The 18722-nt window shown below is 63.3% G+C and carries 18 protein-coding genes; 4 read left to right on the top strand and 14 right to left on the bottom strand.

Annotated elements, in window-relative coordinates:
• Window positions 1-171 precede the first annotated feature (171 nt).
• Together IVB22_RS08640 and IVB22_RS08635 are read right to left on the bottom strand one after the other, a co-directional pair.
• On the bottom strand, window positions 172-2118 hold the full coding sequence (locus IVB22_RS08640) for a bifunctional diguanylate cyclase/phosphodiesterase (protein ID WP_247516861.1): 1947 nt from the start codon (window positions 2116-2118) through the stop codon (window positions 172-174).
• A 134-nt stretch (window positions 2119-2252) separates the two neighbouring features.
• Window positions 2253-3266 (bottom strand): alpha/beta hydrolase, encoded by a 1014-nt coding sequence (locus IVB22_RS08635; RefSeq protein ID WP_247516860.1) that lies wholly within the window; start codon window positions 3264-3266, stop codon window positions 2253-2255.
• Window positions 3267-4357: 1091 nt separating this feature from the next.
• On the opposite strand from IVB22_RS08635, the gene IVB22_RS08630 reads away from it, so the two are divergent.
• Window positions 4358-4720 (top strand): hypothetical protein, encoded by a 363-nt coding sequence (locus IVB22_RS08630; protein WP_247516859.1) that lies wholly within the window; start codon window positions 4358-4360, stop codon window positions 4718-4720.
• A gap of 15 nt (window positions 4721-4735) precedes the next feature.
• On the opposite strand, the gene IVB22_RS08625 is transcribed toward IVB22_RS08630, so the two are convergent.
• The gene (locus IVB22_RS08625; protein ID WP_247516858.1) at window positions 4736-5194 is read right to left on the bottom strand and encodes a hypothetical protein; all 459 of its coding nucleotides are present in this window, start codon (window positions 5192-5194) and stop codon (window positions 4736-4738) included.
• A gap of 143 nt (window positions 5195-5337) precedes the next feature.
• The gene (locus tag IVB22_RS08620; protein ID WP_247516857.1) at window positions 5338-5943 is read right to left on the bottom strand and encodes a hypothetical protein; all 606 of its coding nucleotides are present in this window, start codon (window positions 5941-5943) and stop codon (window positions 5338-5340) included.
• Window positions 5944-6188: 245 nt separating this feature from the next.
• On the opposite strand from IVB22_RS08620, the gene IVB22_RS08615 reads away from it, so the two are divergent.
• Window positions 6189-6584 (top strand): VOC family protein, encoded by a 396-nt coding sequence (locus IVB22_RS08615; protein ID WP_247516986.1) that lies wholly within the window; start codon window positions 6189-6191, stop codon window positions 6582-6584.
• Between the two features lie 214 nt (window positions 6585-6798).
• On the opposite strand, the gene IVB22_RS08610 is transcribed toward IVB22_RS08615, so the two are convergent.
• The gene (locus IVB22_RS08610; RefSeq protein ID WP_247516856.1) at window positions 6799-7248 is read right to left on the bottom strand and encodes a hypothetical protein; all 450 of its coding nucleotides are present in this window, start codon (window positions 7246-7248) and stop codon (window positions 6799-6801) included.
• A gap of 238 nt (window positions 7249-7486) precedes the next feature.
• On the opposite strand from IVB22_RS08610, the gene IVB22_RS08605 reads away from it, so the two are divergent.
• Window positions 7487-7837 carry a GrlR family regulatory protein gene (locus IVB22_RS08605; protein ID WP_057838711.1) on the top strand — a complete coding sequence of 117 codons (351 nt, stop codon included), beginning with the start codon at window positions 7487-7489 and terminating at the stop codon, window positions 7835-7837.
• 16 nt (window positions 7838-7853) lie between these two features.
• On the opposite strand, the gene IVB22_RS08600 is transcribed toward IVB22_RS08605, so the two are convergent.
• A complete protein-coding gene (locus IVB22_RS08600) occupies window positions 7854-10532 on the bottom strand; it encodes a PAS domain S-box protein (protein WP_247516855.1) in 2679 nt (892 codons plus the stop codon).
• 153 nt (window positions 10533-10685) lie between these two features.
• The gene (locus IVB22_RS08595; protein WP_247516854.1) at window positions 10686-11453 is read right to left on the bottom strand and encodes an AraC family transcriptional regulator; all 768 of its coding nucleotides are present in this window, start codon (window positions 11451-11453) and stop codon (window positions 10686-10688) included.
• 85 nt (window positions 11454-11538) lie between these two features.
• Between IVB22_RS08595 and IVB22_RS08590 the strand changes: the two genes are divergently transcribed.
• Window positions 11539-11961, top strand: a complete 423-nt coding sequence (locus IVB22_RS08590) for a nuclear transport factor 2 family protein (protein WP_247516853.1) — start codon at window positions 11539-11541, stop codon at window positions 11959-11961.
• A 19-nt stretch (window positions 11962-11980) separates the two neighbouring features.
• On the opposite strand, the gene IVB22_RS08585 is transcribed toward IVB22_RS08590, so the two are convergent.
• From IVB22_RS08585 to IVB22_RS08555, 7 genes are all read right to left on the bottom strand, one after another.
• Window positions 11981-12781, bottom strand: a complete 801-nt coding sequence (locus IVB22_RS08585; protein ID WP_247516852.1) for an NUDIX hydrolase — start codon at window positions 12779-12781, stop codon at window positions 11981-11983.
• 4 nt (window positions 12782-12785) lie between these two features.
• Entirely contained in the window at window positions 12786-13739 is a 954-nt protein-coding gene (locus IVB22_RS08580; protein WP_247516851.1) for a dihydrodipicolinate synthase family protein, read from the bottom strand.
• Window positions 13740-13810: 71 nt separating this feature from the next.
• Window positions 13811-14263 carry a GNAT family N-acetyltransferase gene (locus IVB22_RS08575; RefSeq protein ID WP_247516850.1) on the bottom strand — a complete coding sequence of 151 codons (453 nt, stop codon included), beginning with the start codon at window positions 14261-14263 and terminating at the stop codon, window positions 13811-13813.
• 28 nt (window positions 14264-14291) lie between these two features.
• Window positions 14292-15170, bottom strand: a complete 879-nt coding sequence (locus IVB22_RS08570) for an SDR family oxidoreductase (protein ID WP_247516849.1) — start codon at window positions 15168-15170, stop codon at window positions 14292-14294.
• Window positions 15171-15315: 145 nt separating this feature from the next.
• Window positions 15316-16176 (bottom strand): MaoC/PaaZ C-terminal domain-containing protein, encoded by an 861-nt coding sequence (locus IVB22_RS08565; RefSeq protein WP_247516848.1) that lies wholly within the window; start codon window positions 16174-16176, stop codon window positions 15316-15318.
• 399 nt (window positions 16177-16575) lie between these two features.
• On the bottom strand, window positions 16576-16965 hold the full coding sequence (locus IVB22_RS08560) for a Zn-ribbon domain-containing OB-fold protein (RefSeq protein WP_247516847.1): 390 nt from the start codon (window positions 16963-16965) through the stop codon (window positions 16576-16578).
• The gene (locus IVB22_RS08555) at window positions 16965-18113 is read right to left on the bottom strand and encodes a thiolase domain-containing protein (RefSeq protein WP_247516846.1); all 1149 of its coding nucleotides are present in this window, start codon (window positions 18111-18113) and stop codon (window positions 16965-16967) included. Before IVB22_RS08555 ends, IVB22_RS08560 begins: the two co-directional genes overlap by 1 nt.
• Between the last annotated feature and the right edge of the window lie 609 nt (window positions 18114-18722).

The following is an 18722-nucleotide window of genomic DNA, read 5'->3' as shown; positions in this document are numbered from 1 at the left end:
CACCGTGCCGGCAACGAATAAGTGTTCCGTCAATTTGGCGACATTAAGGGTGACGGCGTGGTGACATTGCGACGGCCGCGCGATCGATGACAGGTTGTCGCCATCATGTTGCAGTGCTAGCCCGTTGCACTGAACGGCAACGGTGCTGCGACATCAGGCGTTGATCGACCCTCACCCGGCCGCGGCCATTCGCGGATGATCCGATACGCGATAGTTGGCGATGAAGGTCTCGACCTCGCTCTGTGGCATCGGCTTCGCAAAGAAATATCCCTGCATCGTCGAGCAACCGAGACGGTCGATGATCTCGACCTGCTCTGCAGTTTCCACCCCTTCGACCACGCAGTCGAATTTCAGGTTGCGGCACAGATCGATCACCGTCTTGACGATATTGCGGGCGTTCTCCTGCGTCGCGATATTGCGAATGAAGCCCCGGTCGATCTTGATCTTGTCCAGCGACAATTGATGGACGTAGCTCAGGCTGGACTGCCCCGACCCGAAATCATCAAGCGCCACTTTCAATCCCATCGATCGCAGGATTCTGAGCGACGCCTGAACCTGCTCATAATCCTGCATCAGCGCCGTCTCGGTGACCTCGATGATGATGCGGCGAGGATCGACGCCGCTGCTTTCGATGAGGGCCACGGTCTGCAGGATGGTGACTGGCGAGATCAGGTCGCGCATCGACAGATTGAAGGACAGGAAGATATCCTCCGGCCAGGAACTGGCGGCGGCGAGCGCCTTGCGCAACAGGACCTGCGTGATCGTCCCGATCAGTTCGGTGCGCTCCGCGACCGAGATGAAGACGTCGGGAGCGACATCACCGAGCTCGGGATTATGCCATCGCGCGAGCGCTTCGAAGCCGACCAGCCGCGCCGTCCCGACATTGACGATCGGCTGATAGTGCAACGACAGTTCTGCCTCGAGATCAATCCTCCGCAACGTGTGTTCAATGGTGCTGAGCTTGCGGATTTCGACTTCGTGCTCCCTGGAGAAGATCACCGGCTGGCCACGGTATCTTGCCTTGGCGTGGTAGAGAGCGTAGTCGGCGCGCTCGTAGAGCAGTTCCGCCGTCGTGCCGGCATCCGGAGCAAGTGCAAATCCCACCGAGCCGCCGATCTTGGCGACGATCCCGGCAACGGAAAACGGCGCGTCGAAGACGGAGCAGACTTTTGAGCCGACCGCGAGAACAGCCTCTGGTTCGAGATCCGCATCGACGATGATTCCGAACTCGTCTCCGCCGAGACGCGCGATGAATTGCGTGTCATCGGAAAGCTCCAGGAGGCGCTGACCGGTTTCCTTCAGCACTCGATCACCGACCCCGTGTCCGTAGAGATCGTTGACCGCCTTGAAGCCGTCGAGATCGAGCACGCCGACGACGAATCTGTGGTTCGCCGTGCTCGCCTGTTCTGCGAGGTCCGACAGCCGGTGAAAGAACTGACGCCGGTTGGGCAGCTCGGTGAGGCTGTCGACATTGGCGAGACGGAAGTTCTCGTTGCTGAGACGCTTGGTCTCCACTTGACCATTGACCATGGCGGCGAACTGCCCGGAACAGATGATCAGGATGTAGATCATCGCGACCGTTACCAGGAACAGGTTCAATCCGATGGCGATATGAACCACGTCGCCGCTCGCAAGCAGAAACACCACGAACGGTGCGATCACCGTGCCGGTCAGGACCAGCGCCGCCGGGCGCACATGCATCAGGCAGAAGATGCAGCTGACGACGGTGATGCCGACGAAGAACAGGATATGGCCGTGGCGGGAGGTGTCGCCATACGGAAACAGACTGAGCGCCCACGCCAGGAACGCAAAGCCCAGTGCGCCGCCCAACAACACCGTCGCCCGCAGGGTGCGGGCAGCAGCCTTCGGCTCGACCACGCCGTCGCGGCGTCGCAGCCAGATTATGCAACGGATCGCGCTAGCCCCGACCAGAAAGCCGGGAAACGCAACGGTCAGGCTTGGAGGCGCGATGCCCAGATGGGTAAACGCCAACGCGATCGAATTCACGCTCAGGATAAAATAGAGCAGCGGGACCTGCCGCGAAAACGCCGCGAGCTGCGCTCCCATCAATTCGTGATTCTCGGCATCGATCCGAAATAACTTCGCGATACTTTTCATGAGGCAACCACAAGGATCCAATCTCCTTGATCGTGCCGCAAAACCCTTAAAATCGATGCTCGGCCGGTTCCATGGCGCCGCGCTTCTGGTTAACGGCTCGCTAATGCGCCGAAAACAGCTTCTCAAGGCCCGCTTTACGCGGCTGAGGTATCGATCGAGCGGCGTATCACCCGCCGCACTTCCGCATTGGACAGGAACAAATCGTGGTTGATGACGCCCCAGCCGGAGTCGGACGCATCGATGACGCGCACCCCGAGCTGCTCGATGGCGGCCTTCTCGGCGGCGCCCACCCGTGTCATTCCGCCGGCTAACCGTCCCGACAGCGCCAGCGCGCGGTCGTTCGTCGCGGCAACGACGGTGATCTTGCGGCCGAGCGGACCGATGCGGGTGACCGCCGACGAGAATACGTCCATGTCGATATCAGGTGAGGCGAACACCACGGCCCCGATCCTGTCCGTAACGCTGTCGCCGTTTCGCGCATAAAGCTGGCGCAGGCTTTCGAGAGTCAGCATGGTGCCCATGCTGTGTGCGACGATGTGAACACGGCCGACGCCGGGAGCCGTGACGGCGGCCTGGAGCACGCGCTCGAAGCCGTCGCGCGACCACATCGCGCTATCGCGGTCATAGGCGTAATCGAACAGTCCAGCCTTGGACGGCCAGGAGAACACCATCGTCTGGCCGCGGAATTTGATGCCGTCGGCGAGGTGTGCTGCATCGAGCGCGGCCGTCTCGAATGTCTGTTTGAAACCGTGCACGTAGATCAGGACGTCGCCCCCGCCGCCCTGCGCGAGAAGATCGCTGACGTCTGCCGACACCGGCTCGACCCCATCAAGGCGCCAATCGCCAAGACCGGCGGCGGCGAGCGAGAAACGGCTCTCGTCAGGCGGCACCAGCTTCGCCCGGGCGACGGTCATCCTGGTCGCGCGCTCCGGCCCGAACCAGGGTTTGGTCCGCCCGCTGTTGACCGGCTTGCGCGTGGTTGTGACGAGCAATGTCGGTTCGGCGGTAAGCGACGAAGCGTCATAGCGCGCGCCGGTCGCGCCAAGGCTGGCGCATCCACCGAGCGCGAGCACACTGGCGGAAGACGCGATCCCGCGCAGGAACGCGCGGCGGGAAGTTTCGTTTTGCAGCAAATCTCGGACGATCACACAGGACCTTTGGGAATACGGCCTTCGCAGACCCGCGGCCGCAGGTCTCCCGAACTAGCATGGCGAGAAAAGGGCGGCGATGGCGATCAAATGTCCGGTTCCGTCGCGATTCCGTGATCCGCGGGCTGCGGGACGAAACCATTTCGCCTCCGCCGCGAAGTCCTCTGGAAACAAAGGCCCCCTACGGTGTTGTTCTATCAAACACGGGGTTAGATCATGTTTGTATCGGTCCTGAACCTCATTTATCGCGAATTCCTCAAGCGTACCCTTTCCGGCATCGCAATTCAGGGAGGAAGGCTATGACCGAGGTCGTGACAGCGTTCCTCATCTTCGTCAGCATCGGCATCTTCCTCGCCCACGCATTTGATGCCTATCGGCTGCGCTAGATCGGCAGCACACAGACCCGATTGCGCCGCGCGACCGGTCGATGTGTTGATTCACGCCTGGAGGCCCGTTCCTGTCGGGCCCCAACCTTGCCGGCGATGAACACGTCGCGATCCGGGAATTTTCCGAACACTTCCGCCGCCTGACCGAATTCGTGGCGACACATCCTTGGGATTTGCCGCGATCCATTGCGACAGGTCGATGGTGTCGTAGATGCCCGCGTTGAATCCGATCACGATACGCGCGGATCCTTGCCCGCGAGCGTTGGGTCCGGAACGTTGCTCGGATCGCCGCCGGCGGCCGGCTGGGCCCCACCCAGCTGCAGCGGGGCAATGCCTGCGGCGGCCAAAAACTCCCGGCGTTGCGGATCGGACGTAATGCTCTCCCGGTAGTACGGCGAAATGCTCCGACGCCCCACGCGACCACCGAACAAGCGCTCTCCAGACCACAAGGTTGGCACTGGGCGTGCCGATCACAATCCGCCACGCCGCAGGGTAACCAAGCGTCAAAAAGCAAGGACCGGCCGGCCGGCTCCCTCCGGGCCGTCGCAGGCTCAATTGAATGGCCATTGAATCAACAGGTTAGACAGACGCTTGGGGATGGTGCTAGAGAACGCAGGCGGGCAGCGGGATTTCGATTCCGAAGGTCGGGAGTTCTGGTCTCTCCAGGCGCGCTCGTTCGGCTTACGGCTATTCGGACATTTTGACATGAGAAAGATCATCCTGACGCTGGCGATCCTGTATCCGGCGGCGGCGTTGGCTCAGGGGACCGCCCCCGCCGATCCCCCGTCTGTCGGTGGCAAACCACTGGTTGTGGTCGGGTCGAAGAAATCAGAGGCGGGCAAGAAGGAAAAGCCTCTGTCTCCCGCCCAGAAGCTGCAGGCCTGCCAAGACATCGACGATGCCACCAAGGAACGCCTGAATTGCTACGACGCCATCTATGCGCCGCAGCCCAAGCCGAAGGCACCGGCGGCAAAGGGCGTCGCTGACTGCCGCTTCCTCAAGGAGGAAGACGAACGGCTGACCTGTTTCAATGGTTTTGCGGATAAGATTCCGAAGCTGCCGCGCTAAATCAGGCGCCGCGCCTTACCAGGTCCAGCTACGACCGCCGAAGAAGCCGAATTGCGACTGCTGCGCGACCCGCATTTGCGGCTGCGCGAACTGCATCTGCGGCGCCGGCCGGCTCTTGGCGATCTTGCGCTTGCGCTGAACCTGCGGCTCGGGCTTCTTCGCCTCCGCCGGGACGAACTGGGCAAACGTCTCCCGAACACGAGCCTGGGCGGTGGCATCGGCCGAGGCCACGGCAGGCGCCGGCGGCGCAACGGCCTGGGCCGTCACGGTCGGCGGAACAATGGTCGGAAGGCTGGTGTCGTAGACCACCCGCTCCGGAAGCTTCTGGTCGGAGCGGATGCGCACCACGGTCTTGTTGACCGAAGGATCGGCTTGGCTGGCCACGACAGCCTGCTGTGGGACAATCGCATCGATCGCCAACAACAGCGCGAGCAGCACTCCGCCGACAAACAGGAAATAACGCGCTACGGGCATTGGTCTCGCTCCCCCCCGCGCGAGTACTGCGCGGTTCAATCGCCTAACGGGCGATACACCAGTTAGTTCCTAGCCCACCGGCAAGGTTCAAAGGCGGCGATCACATTTTCGGGTGCGGGGAACGCGCGCTTGATCGTGCAGGGTTAAATACGGCTGGCCGTAACCACTGAACATTTCGCCTTATTTGCGTTGACGTTAACAAACCCGACCAGCATGCCGGCGTATCGCTTTCGGCTCTTCATGTTCACGGTATCGGGAATGATACGCCTGCGGTCGGTCAGATGGCTGCCGTCCCGGCGGACGAACTTGCAAGCGATCTCAATATCCTTCACCGCGTAGTCATTGGCGTTGCGGAGTGTGAAGGTCACCAGCGCCTTCGAGCCGAGCCCGCCCCTTCGCCAGGACTGCGAGATGATTGTCAGGCCGTCGAGCGGCGACTTGGCGGGCTCCGCCGTTTCCGGCGGCGCGATGTCAGTGGGCGCGGCCGCCGGGTTGGCATCGGTCGGCGCCGGGCTCGACAGGGTCGCCTGGACCCCGGCCGTGTCGTCGTTGCGGGATGTGTCTTGCGCGACGCGGGTAACTTCAGGCGACGTCGCGGTGGAATGCCCCTCGGCATCGCTAGCCTGTGGGAGCATCAAACATATGGCGCAGCCAGCGATGGCGATGGCCGGCAGCACGGCGAGCCGTGCTTCGGACTTTCCGAACGACCACCCGGCGATTCTCATAACCGCGCCCTCACCCGGCAGCACCTGCGATTGCCGTGCCGCGCATGAAAAAAGCCCTACGGGCGTTTCCCGTACGGCTTCTGTCACGACCGCCGCTGTACGGATCCCGCCGCCCGTCAACAATCACCCAGAGCAGAAATGGTTTCATGCCACCTCGACAATATTGCGGCGGCGGCCCAACCGGGATGGAATTGCGGATGCGCGGCGGCTACATTGGCCGCGCCGCAACCGGCCTTGAGCGCCGCAACAACAATAATGGGGAGACCGAAATGCCGACCGTCGATTGGGCAGTTACTTGGGATCATGTTCATCTGCGCAGCCCCGATCCAGAAGCGACCGCGGCCTGGCTGGAAGACATCCTGGGCGGCGAGATCGTCCGTGCCCCGGGGCGGATCGACGTCAAGCTCGGCGGCGCCAATGTGTTCATTGCGCCAGTCGCCGCCGGCGACGGCGTCAACACTCCGCCGGTGACGCCCTATCAGGGGCTCGATCATTTCGGCCTGACCGTGAAAGACATCGACGCGGTCGCCGCCGAGATCAAGGCCAAGGGCGTCGAGTTCACGAAGGAGCCGACCACCATCCGGCCCGGCGTGCGCATCTGCTTCATCCGCGGGCCGCAGGGCATTTCGATCGAGCTGCTGGAGCGCGACAAGAAATATGCCTGAAAGGTCTGGCTGCGCGCGCAACGCAGATTGCCCGCGACAAAGCATGAATGAAATCGAGACCATATACGCCAATATCCCCGGCGGCCCCGAACTACTCGCGTGGTTCGGATGCAGCCCTGCTTCGGCCTGACGGAAAAATCCGGTGCCGCCGAGTTTTGGTCAGCTTCGTTCCCGGCAAGCCGGACGATTTCCGCGAATAGACCTAGTGGCCCCGCTACGTCATGCTGCCCGGCATGAAGCAGCGGATGGTCAATCCTTGATACCCGCGCATCGGCCAGACCATGGTTCGGCCTACCCGATTCGGTTCGGTGATCACGGCGTCATCGGGCACATCGTGCCACTCGCCGTCGATGCGAACACGGTAGTGCCCGTTGCCGGACTCCCAATCGACATCGCTCAGCGCATATCCATCGGCGTCGGAACAGCAAGGTCCCTTCCCGCTCTTCAGACTGTCGAACCACTGCTTCAGCGGTGAGTTGGCATAGCGCCCGTCGGGATCGCGGGCCTCGCCGCGATCGGCGGCATGCGGCAACATCAACAACACGCTGCCGACCATCATCCACTTTTTCCAGCAGCCCGCGCGATGACAGCCCGTAGTTTCACGGTTGCTGTTCTCTGCGTATGGGCGCGGCACGTGGCCGCCGGAGTTCATCCAGTTGGTCACCTGTTCCTCTTGCTCCAGCACCCGCCGGCCGGTGCCAAACCGAGCCATGCATTTCGCGGGCCAACTTGAGTCGGCCTACCCCGTAAGTCATCCTCGCGTCACGTCGGAGTGGCATGGCTTGCGTTTGCCTCCTGTACGGGATTTGGCAGGCAACCTGACGCGTTGACGGTGCATGCTACGCTTTGGCATAACTCCTTGACCGGCTTCCGTGGGCGCGGCGGCCGGCATCTGGGACGTCATGAAGAACGGACTCTATTCGATCCACGTCACCCTGCTGGATGGGCGCACCGGCAAGGGCAGCGGCGTCATTCTGTTCCGGGACGGCCAGATTCTCGGGGGCGACGCCTATCTGTTTTATACCGGCAGCTACACCGTGAAGGGCGATACCTTCAAAGGCGAAGTCCTGGTGCAGCGTCACACCACCCCGCGCGACAATGACAATCCGCTGTTCGGCGGACCCAATCCCGTCGGCATCGGCGTATCCGGCACTTTCACCGACACCCGTGGCAGCATGAACGGAACCGCGCTCGTCGGCAAAGCGAGCCAGATCTTCGGTGCCACGCTGCACAAGCTGGCGGATATCAACTAGCGCTCCGTACGCGCGCCTACTCCGCCGCCAGCTCCAGCGGCGCTGTACGCGGCAGGATCATCTGGATGCGCGTGCCGCCGCCCGGCTGGGAATCGAGGTCGAGCCGGCCGCCGAGACGCGTCGTCACGATGCTGTAGACGATGTGCAAGCCAAGCCCGGTGCCGCCCTGGTCGCGCCGCGTGGTGAAAAACGGATCGAAGGCGCGGCGGCGGACGTCGAGACTCATGCCGCATCCATTGTCGGAAAAAATGATCTCGACGTTGTCCTTGCCGGACTCCCGCACCTGAATATCGACCGTGCCGGGCTTGCCGTCCGGGAAGGCATGCGCCACCGAATTGAGGAACAGGTTGGTGAGCACCTGTCCGTAGGGTCCGGGATAACTGTTCATCATCAGATTGGGCTGGCACTCGACATTAAGCGTCAGATTGTGTTTGCGCAGGCCCGGTCGCAGGCTCATCACCACCTGCTCGGTGAGGTCGCCGAGGTCGAAACTGCGCTGGTCGGAATAGTTGCGGTCGGCGGCGACCTGCTTGAACGACTGGATCAGCTCGGCGGCGCGGTTGAGATTGGCGACGAGCTGCGACGACGCATCGCGGCTGGTTTCGAGAAAATCATTCAGGCTGGAGCGCCGCAGTTCACCGCGGGCGACTTCGGCCGTAAAGTTCGACGTCTTGCGCTCCAGCGCGGACGCAACCGTCAGGCTGATGCCGACGGGGTTGTTGACCTCGTGGGCCACGCCGGCCACCAGCCGTCCCAGCGCAGCGAGTTTTTCCGCCTCGATCAGCGAATTCTGCGTCTCGCGCAAGTTCCGCAGCGCCCCCTCCGCCGCGTCCTTGGCCTTGCGCATTTCGGATTCGACGCGCTTGCGCTCGCCGATGTCGAGCGCAACGGTCACGATGTTCTCGATCTCGCCGGACGGATCCAGGATCGGCAACTTGTTGACCAGCCATTGCCGCATATGGCCGGACGCATCCCTGTATTCCTCCTCGTAGAAGCCGAGTTCCTTGCCGGCCGCCAGCACCCGCTTGTCGGGCTCGTCGGTCTTTTCGGCGCCGTAGCGCGACATCAGATCTGCAGTGGTGCGGCCGATCGCGTCGCCCGGCTCGACCCCGAAAATGCCGGCCATATAGCGGTTCATCAGGACGTAGCGGAGCTCCTTGTCCTTGACGTTGATGACCGCAGGCACAGTGTCGATCACCATTTGCAGCAAGCGGCGGCCTTCGGCGATCGCATCTTCGGCGCGCTTCTGGTCGGTGATGTCACGCACCGTTCCCTCGTAGCGGACGATAACGCCGGCCTCATTGTGCACGGAACTCGCGCTGTCGGAGAGCCACAGCACCGAGCCGTTGCGCGTTCGAACCTGGTACTCATATTCACGGACCATGCCGTCGCGCTGCATCAGCCGCTCGTATTCCGCCCGCGCTTCGGGATGGACGTAGACTGTACCTGCGATGTCGCCGATGCCGTTGATCAGATCCTGCGGCGTGGCATAGCCCATCATCCGAGCCAGCGCCGGGTTGGCGTTCAGCAGCGCGCCGCCGGGCGTCGTCACGTAAATTCCGTCGACCGAGGACTCAAACAGCTTGCGGTAACTTTCCTCGGCAAGCCGCTGTTCGGCGAGCGCACGCACTGCCGCCTCGCGCGCGGAGTCGGCATCGACCAGCGTCTGCCGGAACACTTCGGCGGCGCGGGCAATGTCGCCGATCTCGTTGTCCACGTCGGTCGCCGGGATCGAGGCGCTCTTTTCGCCGCGGGCCACCGCGCGGATCGAGTTTGCGATCGCGGCAAGCGGGCGCACGGTGCGGCGAACCACCAGCAGCGAGGCAAACAGCCCGATCAGGACACCGGCCGTACCGAGAACGATGCTCTGCCATTTCGCTTCCGTCAGCGTACGGGCGAATTCGCGGGACAGAACGCGGCCCCGCCGTTCACTGACCTCGCGCAACAGTTCCGTGACGCGCTGGATCAGGCGGCCCTCCGCGCCCAGTACTTCCTTGTCGATGTCAGATATCTGCCGCTCGCGGACCGAGATGTTGACGATCGCCAACGCATAATCGTCGACTACCGCGCGCAGACTTGGATCCGCGATCGTCATCGAGCGCATGCTTTCCGCGGCCTGTTCGGCAGCCGAGGGGTTATGCGCCAGCAACGCCGACGCGATGCGGCTCTGGGTCTGAGACAGCCTCATCGCAAGCTGAGGATCGGATGCCTCGGCGATTGCTGTATCGAATTTTTCGCGCAAGGGCGGCAAGGCGACGATCATTTCGGCACGGCGATTGATCAGCGCGGAAATCCGCTCGATGCCGCTGCGGTAGGTCGCCAGGCGCTCGGTGACGCCGTCGATCATGTCCTGCTGCTCGGGCGCGAGTTCCAGCCGCGTCTTCTTCAGGATCTCGCCGAGCGAGGCTGCGGCTTCACCGACCTGGACCGACTGTGTCCCAGGCTCCGTGACGAAATCCCGCGCGGCGAGCCGCAACTCATTCATGCGGCGGTCGATGTCCTCGGCCAGATCGCCGACGCTCTGCAGCCGCTGCAGCTCGGCAAAGGTCGAATCGATGTGACGGATGGCGATGACGCTGGCGGTCGAGGTGATGATGATCACCGCCAGCACCAGCATGAAGCTGCCGAATGTCAGTTGGCCGATCGATAGCGAGAACGATCGCGGCGGCAGCGAATTCGGCGTTTCAGCGGTCATGTTGGTCGGGGCCGGGCTCCTATCGGGCGCAATATACGATGTATTTCGGGCCGTGGGGAACATGCCGGCCGGTGGTTAATGGCGATATACAAGCCGGATTCCCCGGGCCCAACGCATCGCGGCCAGGTCACACAACCTGGTCACACAGCTTGATCACACTTGGGTCACCCCCGGCCTCAGCGCCCTCGCCAAGTCCGACGGCATCATGCCGAACATGTCGCGAAATGCGCTGGAGAAATGCGCCGAACTGGCAAAGCCGGCGGCGTGGGCCGCTTCCGTCAGGGAGGCGCCCTCGCCGTTGGCGCGAAGCGCCGCGCCCATCCGGTTCCAGATGCGGTAGCGCCGCAGCGGCACCCCCGTCTCCGCCTTGAACAGATGGAGAAACCGCGATGGCGACAGGCCAGCCCGCGCCGCCAAGGTCGTCAGCCGGTGGGCCCGCTGTGGTTCATCCCGCATATGCTGTAGTGCTGCGGCGATGCGCGCGTTGGTTTTCCCGCGCGTCCCGACACCCAGCAGTTCGCCGAGCGATGCGCGTCCATCCTGCGCCGCGATCCGGCTTTCGGCCAGACCGGTCATGATTTCGATCACGCCGGACTCTTCCCTGAGATCGAAGGCGGCCCGCGGCGTTGCGTTCGTCATCCGCGCGATCAACGCCTTGAGGTCGCGCCCCAACGGATCGACATAGAGGAACGCCATCCGGCCCCGTTCGATGCGCAAATGGTGCAGGCTGTTGGGCGGGATCAGCACGCTGCGGGCTGCGCGATAATGCGTCGTGCGATCCGCCGGATCGTCAGCGACTTCCAGCGGCGCATCGAGGCCGACGGCAAGGACGGCGGTCGCATTCCGGTGCGGCGTCAGCCCGAAGGCCGGGCCGAGATACAGCACCCGGCCGCCCCACCCGATCAGTTTCGCTGCCGTCATTGCGTGCATAGCCAGTTCTTGAAAGCCCGGATTGTCAGGCGGATCTAATGTCAGGGATCGCAATGATCCCCCGAGATGGACAACGATGGCAAATAACCGGCCTGAGATCGAGCACCAAGCCGCGATCGAGCGCACACGACAAGCCGTCAGCCGCTACGCGACCGCATGGCGCGCAGGCGATCGCGCCGCGCTTGCCGCCTGTTATCATGACGACTTCACGCTGCATTATTTCGGCCGCAACCCGCTGGCTGGCGACCACGCCGGCAAGGCCGCCGCGCTCGGCATCCTGGCCGAGGTCACAAGGCGCACCAATCGCCGGCTGCTCGCCATCGTCGACGTCATGGCCGGGCCCGAGCGCGGCGCGCTGCTGGTGCGCGAGCGTTTTGAGCGCGACGGCAGGACGACCGAAGTCGAGCGCTTGCTGGTCTATGCCGTGCGCGACGAATTGCTGTCCGAATGCTGGGTCTATGACCAGGACCAGACGCTGGTTGACACGTTCCTCGCCTGAGCGCCGGCTCGGCCGTGATTCAACCGACCGAGCCGACCTCGAACACGTCGCCGTCATAGCCTGCCTCAAGCGGGATGCGGAGCTGGCGGCCGTTACTGGTCTTGGTCATGACCGGCGTCACGGTGACGACCGGTTTGCCACGGCTGTCATCCATTGCTGCCTTCACGCTCGCCTGCTTGCCGAGCTTGATCAGGTTGCGCGTGGTCGGGAACGGCAGCTTGAAGCGCCCGCTCTCGCCGCCCTCCAGCGCCTCGCGCGGCGACACCCAGATCGAGTCGGTGGATTCCTTGCCGTCATGGGCGCCGACCTGTTCCGGTGGCGCGGCGGCGAGGAAGAACCAGGTGTCGAACCGCTTCGGCATGCCCTCCGGTGTGATCCAGTGCGCGTAGGGCACGAGTTCGTCGAGTGCCAGCACCATGGCGTTGTCGGTCAGCACCTTGAGGAAGCTGATCTTGCTATCGCAGAGATCGGCGCGATGCGCAGCCTCGATTTCGCTGGCGCGTTTGGCATCGACCAGCGTCTTCGATCCCTTCGGCCGTGCCAGCAGGATTCCGCTCTCCTCGAAGGTTTCGCGGATCGCGGCGATGCGGAAGCTGAGCGTGGCCTCATCGAGGCCCTCGCCGCCCGAATAGAGCTCTGATGTCGCGATGATTTCCTTGTCGCCCTTGTCGACACTGCCGCCGGGAAACACCAGCGCGCCGGAATTGAAGTCAATCTCATAATGGCGAACCATCATGAAGACCTCGATTTCCTTAAGCTCAGGGCTATCGCGCAGCAGCAGGATGGTGGATGCGGGACGCGGGGCGACGGCTTCGGCCATTGGACTAACCCGCCGCGCTGGATTGCGGTTGCAGATTGGCGCGGCGGTCGACGCGCGCTACCCGCGACAACAGATAATCGACTTCGGCCTTCGCGGTGGCCGTGATGGTGGCGCCGGGCTTGCGCTGCGCGCTGGACGAAATGATGCCGCGCTTCTGTAGCACGTATTTGCGCACCGACAGGCCCGCACCGGGCTGCTGCTCGTAGCGGATCAGCGGCAGATGCGCGTCGAACAGGTCGTGCGCCGCGTCGCGCTTGCCGGCCTTCGACAGCTTGACGACGTCGATCAGCAGTTCCGGGAAAGCATAGCCCGTCATGGCGCCGTCAGCGCCGCGCTCCATTTCGAAATCGAGGAACAATCCGCCGTTGCCGACCAGAATCGACAGCGGCCGCAGCGATCCGTCCTTCTGGAAGCCGCGCAGCGTCGAAATCTTTTCCAGGCCCGGCCAGTCCTCATGCTTGAGCATCACGCAGGACGGCGAGTCCATCACGATCTTGCGGATCACGGCCGGGGTGAAAACCACCGTCAGCGTCAGCGGATAATCCTGCAGCACCCAGGGAATGTCGTCGCCGATCGCTTCCTGCGCCTGCTTGAAATAGCCCGTGATCTGGTCGTCGGTGCGCAAGTTAGGCGGCGGCGCGATCATCACGCCGGCAGCGCCGGCATCCATCGAGGCTTTAGCCAGCGATCGCATTGTGGCAAATCCGGGCGCCGAGACGCCGACGATGATCTGCATGTTCTTGGCGCGCTTGACGAAGCGAACCGCCACCTGCTCCGCCTCGGCGGCGTCGAGCTTCGGCGCCTCGCCGAGAATGCCGAGCACCGTTACGCCATCGCAGCCGACTTCGGCGTAGAAATCGGTCAGCCGGTCGATGGACTTTTCGTCGATGCGGCCATCGTCGTGAAAAGGCGTCGGCGCAATCGCAAAGGTGCCTGCGGCCTGGGCGGTGAGCTTCATGATTACCTTCTTTGGCAGGGGATAAGGGAGTGGAATATCTGGGTCATGGATAGCATCAACTAAGCTGTGCCTCAAAGCGGCAGATTGAGCCTCGGAATGAACCTGCCCGGGATCGAGCCCGATGGAACAAGGCCGGCGTCGACGGCTCCCATGCGGCGGTAAAATTCGGCCGCGTCGGGATCGGCCTCGATGACCAGGGCAGTGGCGCCGGCCGCGCGGGCGGTGGCTTTGGCCCAATCGAGCAGCTTTCGGCCTGTGCCCGTGCGCAGCATGGCCGGCTCGACAAACAGTTTCTCGAGCTGGGCCGTGTCGCCGCTGGACTTCACCTCGGCCATGCCTGCGAGACGGCCGTCGAATTCGGCGACCTGCACCTGGGATGCCATGATGGCTGCCGGCGTCAGCGTGAGCTCCCTGCGACAGGCTTGCATGAACGCGTCGTCATATCCCCACACGGCCTTGGAGCGCAGGCACAGCTCGGTTAGAGCGGGACCTTCCTCCGGACGCGCCGGCCGTAATGCGAGCATGGTGCACCTCCACAACGCCGGCAAAGCATCAGAACCGGCGTGCCCCCATCTTGATCTGCTCTTCGGAGAAGAAGATGTCCTTGGCGTGGGTCACGATATCCTCGGCTTTCCATCCCGCGAACGGCGGTTTCCAGCCTTCCATTTCCATCATCCGCATCTCGCGCACGCCGCGCGGGCCGGAGACGCCAAGCACCTTGCCGGTCTGGTCGCCCGAGAGATCGCTGACCATGTATAGCACCGCCGGCGCGATGCCGTCCGGAGCCAGCGCCGCGCCGGGGTTCTCCTTATAGCGCGGCAGGTCGGCGGTCATCCGGGTCAGCGCGCCCGGAGCCAGCGTCCAGATCCGGATGTTGTACTTGCGGCCCTCGATTGCCAGCACGTTCGACAGTCCCCAGATACCGCCCTTGGCAGCGCCGTAATTGGTCTGGCCGAAATTGCCGATCAGGCCCGAGGTCGAGGACGTGTTGACGATGACGCCGCCGCCGTTTTCGCGCATCCATTTGAACACCGGCTGGGTGCAGCAGAAGGTGCCTTTGAGATGCACCTTGATCACCCTGTCCCAATTGGCTTCCTTGGCTTTTGCAAAAGTCTCGTCGAGCAGGATGCCGGCGTTGTTCACCAGGATGTCGGCCCGGCCGAAATTCTTGATGGCGTCGTCGAACACCGACTGCCCGCCAGCGATAGTCGAGATGTCGGAACCGTTGGCGACGGCGCGGCCACCCTCGGCCTTGATCGCATCGACCACCTGCTGCGCCATCGACTTGTCCGAACCGGAACCGTCGCGGGGGCCGCCGAGATCGTTGACCACGACTGCCGCGCCTTCGCGGGCGAATAGTTTGGCGTAGGCCTCGCCGAGCCCGCCGCCCGCGCCGGTGATGATCGCGACCTTGCCGTCGAGTAATCCCATGGTCTTGCTCCCATTCGTCGTTTGTTATTCGCCGTCATGGCCGGGCTTGTCCCGGCCATCCACGCCTTCCTTCGCCGAGAAAAGACGTGGATGCCCGGGACAAGCCCGGGCATGACGACAACAATTCACAGCGGCACAGACGTCATCACCCCAGCACCGTCTTTCCGCTCTTGATCACGGTGACTCCCCTCGCCTTCACCTTGGCTTCGAACGAGACGACATTGCCGTCCTTCCACAATTCCATCGTCACGGTCTCGCCGGGGAAGACCGGCGAGGAAAACCGCGCGATGTGCTGTCTGAAGGCGGACGGATCGTAATCGGCATAGGTCTGCAGCACGCCGCGGCAGGTGATGCCGTAGGTGCACATGCCGTGCAGGATCGGCTTCGGGAAGCCGGCCTTCTTGGCGAACTCGGGATCGGAGTGCAGCGGGTTGCGGTCGCCGCAGAGGCGATAGACCAGCGCCTGATCCGGCCGCGTCGTGATGTCGACGATCTTGTCGGGCGCGCGGCTCGGCACCTTGTGCGGTTCGGGCTGGCCCTCGGAAGGGCCGCCAAAGCCGCCATCGCCGCGGGCGAAACGCGAGGCGACCAGGGTGGCGAGCTTCTCGCCGTTCTCGTCCTTCAGCACGGTCTGGTGCCTGATCACGGCGCCCTTGTCCTTGCCCTTGTCGAAGACATCGAGCACGGTCGAGTCGGCCGTGATCTTGGCCGCGCCCGGCAGCGGCTTGTGAAAGGTGATGTCGCGCTCGCCGTCGACCACCATCACGCGGTTGAGATTCATCTCGCCGGGGTTCGAACCCCACGCCGCCACCGAGGCGAAGGTCGGAACGACCTTGAGCGGACGCGGGGTAAAGGTGCCTTCGTTGACGTAGGCGAGTTCGTTCTCGTCCATGGGGTCGGCGCCCATGCCGATGCCGTAGGCGTAGAGCATCACCTCGCGGTCGGTATAGGCATATTTCTGGCCGAGATTTTTCAGGGCCATGAGCTGTTCGTAATTGATCGGCATGTTTGAACTCTCTCCCGAACTTTCTTCTTCGCCGGTGCCCGTTGCAGCGCCCTCTCCCCTTGTGGGAGAGGGCATCACCGGCACCCGCAACAAACTCGTTTGGGTGAGGGGTTGGCTCCGCAAGCACATCGCTCGCGGAGAGAACCCCTCATCCGGCGCTTCGCGCCACCTTCTCCCACAAGGGGAGAAGGGAAGCTGGCCCGGTGCCCGTTGCTGCGCCCTCTCCCCTTGTGGGAGAGGGCTACACCGGCGCCGGCAACAAACTCGCTTGGGTGAGGGGTTGGCTCCGCAAGCACATCGCTCGCGGAGAGAACCCCTCATCCGGCGCTTCGCGCCACCTTCTCCCACATCCGCCTTCGCCGAAGGCTACGGCGGACATGAGGGGAGAAGGGGAAGACTCTAGGCCGGCGTGAAGAACGGCAGCGGGGCGCCGTCGGTGGGCTTGAACACCACCTTCACCTTCTGGCCGATCTTCAGGCTCGTTAGATCGCAATCGACGATGTTGGTCTGCAGCGATGGGCCTTCCTTCAGCGTGACAAAGGCGATCGCGTACGGTCCGGTCGGCGATTTGCGCATCAGGCTGTAGGTGTAGATCGTGGCTTCACCCGAGCTTTCTTCCCATACCGTCTTGTCAGAGAAACAGAACGGGCAGATCGAGCGCGGGAAATAATGCGGCTCGCCGCAGGCGGTGCAGCGCTTGATCATGAACTTGCCGGCCTTTGCCGCTTCCCAGAACTGCGCGGTCTCGGGATTGGTCACCGGCGCCGGATATTTTTTCGCTTCAGCCATCACACGCGCTCCAGAATGCAGGTTGAGGCGGCGTGACGCACGCCGAGAAGACCGCCGGTGCCGTGGGCGATCGCGAGATCGCAATTCGGCACCTGCACCTTCGGATGAGCTTCGCCGCGCAATTGCCTGACAGCCTCGAGGATTTTGGTCATGCCGCCGCGGTTGACGGGATGGTTGCTGCAGAGGCCGCCGCCGTCGGTATTGAACGGCAGCTTGCCGACGCCGGAAATCAGATTGCCGTCGGAGACGAACTTGCCGCCCTCGCCTTTCTTGCAGAAGCCGAGGTCTTCGAGCTGCATCAGCACGGTGATGGTGAAGCTGTCATAGATCGAGGCGTACTTGATATCCTTCGGCGTCACGCCGGCCTCTTCGAACGCGCGCGGACCGGACCAGACGCCGGCGGAATAAGTGAGGTCCAGGTCCTTGCCACCGCGCGGGCCCTTCATCGCCTCGCCATGGCCGATCAGCCGCACCAGCGGCTTCTTCAGGCTTTTGGCGATTTCCGGCGTGGTCACGATCATCGCGCCGCCGCCGTCGGTGACGACGCAGCAATCCATGCGGTGCAAGGGATCGGAGATCATCGGCGAGTTGATGACGTCCTCGACGGTGACGACATCCTTCAGCATCGCGTGCGGGTTGTACTGGGCGTGATGGGAAGCCGCGACCTTGATCCAGGCGAGCTGTTCGCTGGTGGTGCCGTAGTCGTGCATATGGCGCATGGCACACATGCCGTAGGCATTGTGGGTGGTCGCGCCATAGGCGGCCTCGAAATCGGCTTCCGCGCCGGCGGCGCGTGGCGGCATCACCCCGGTGCGCGGCTTGCCGGCGAGCGTGACCAGTGCGATCGAGCATTTGCCCGCCGCGATCGCCTCTGCCGCGTGGCCGAGATGGATCAAATAGGAACAGCCGCCGGTCTCGGTGGAATCGATGTGACGCACCTTTAATCCGAGGTAATCGACCATCGGCCAGAGGCCGCCGGGGGCGTCGCCGGCGCAGAAATAGCCATCGATGTCGGCTTTGGTGAGCCCGGCATCCTCGATCGCACCCTTGGCGACCTCGGCGTGCAACTGCGCAGTTGATTTGTCGGGTGCGTGCCGGGTGGGATGCTCGTAGATCCCGGCAATGTAGGCTTTGCCCTTGATGGTCAAATCGTTCTCCGTTGGCGTTTCTTCTTCCAGGTTTTTTCTGGCCTGTCGCCGCCCCCTTGGCAAGCGCGGAAATATTCCGCAGAGCGAGACAGTAGCGACCAGACTCAACTCGGGATGATTATCAGCGGAAATCGTATCAGGCCTGAGAGGCGGATATGCCAGCGCGTTCTCGCGGCGCGACGCGCCCGAGTTGTGTCTGGTCGCTTGCCCCCTCCGAATGAGAGGGCGCAGGGAAGACCGGGTGCGCGCTGCACCCGCGGTCTCGTGTGCAATGTGCACAAAGAAGTGCGCACACGAGCATACAGGTCCAGCGGAGAGCATCCGGCCTTCCCTGCGCAATGGCTTTACGGCTTATGCCGAGCTCTCCCCGGAGACGAATTCCTCTTGCCTCCGTCGCGGTCGGATTAACGGCCCATCGAACCCGGTTGGATTCGATCAACCTCCGACAGCTTGACACCAGCAACGGGTGCCAGGACCACACGGTTTTGCCGTACGCAACAACGCCGCTCGTCCTGCGCGGATCAATCGCTCACAGCCCCAAGACAAAGCTTGAGGCCGCCCTGCAATGCCTCGCGCGCGCAACGCCATCGCGTCCACCGCAACCCGCAC

It is taken from the genome of Bradyrhizobium sp. 190 (genome assembly GCF_023073415.1).
Taxonomy (GTDB): domain Bacteria; phylum Pseudomonadota; class Alphaproteobacteria; order Rhizobiales; family Xanthobacteraceae; genus Bradyrhizobium.
This window is presented reverse-complemented; position numbering and strand designations above follow the sequence as displayed.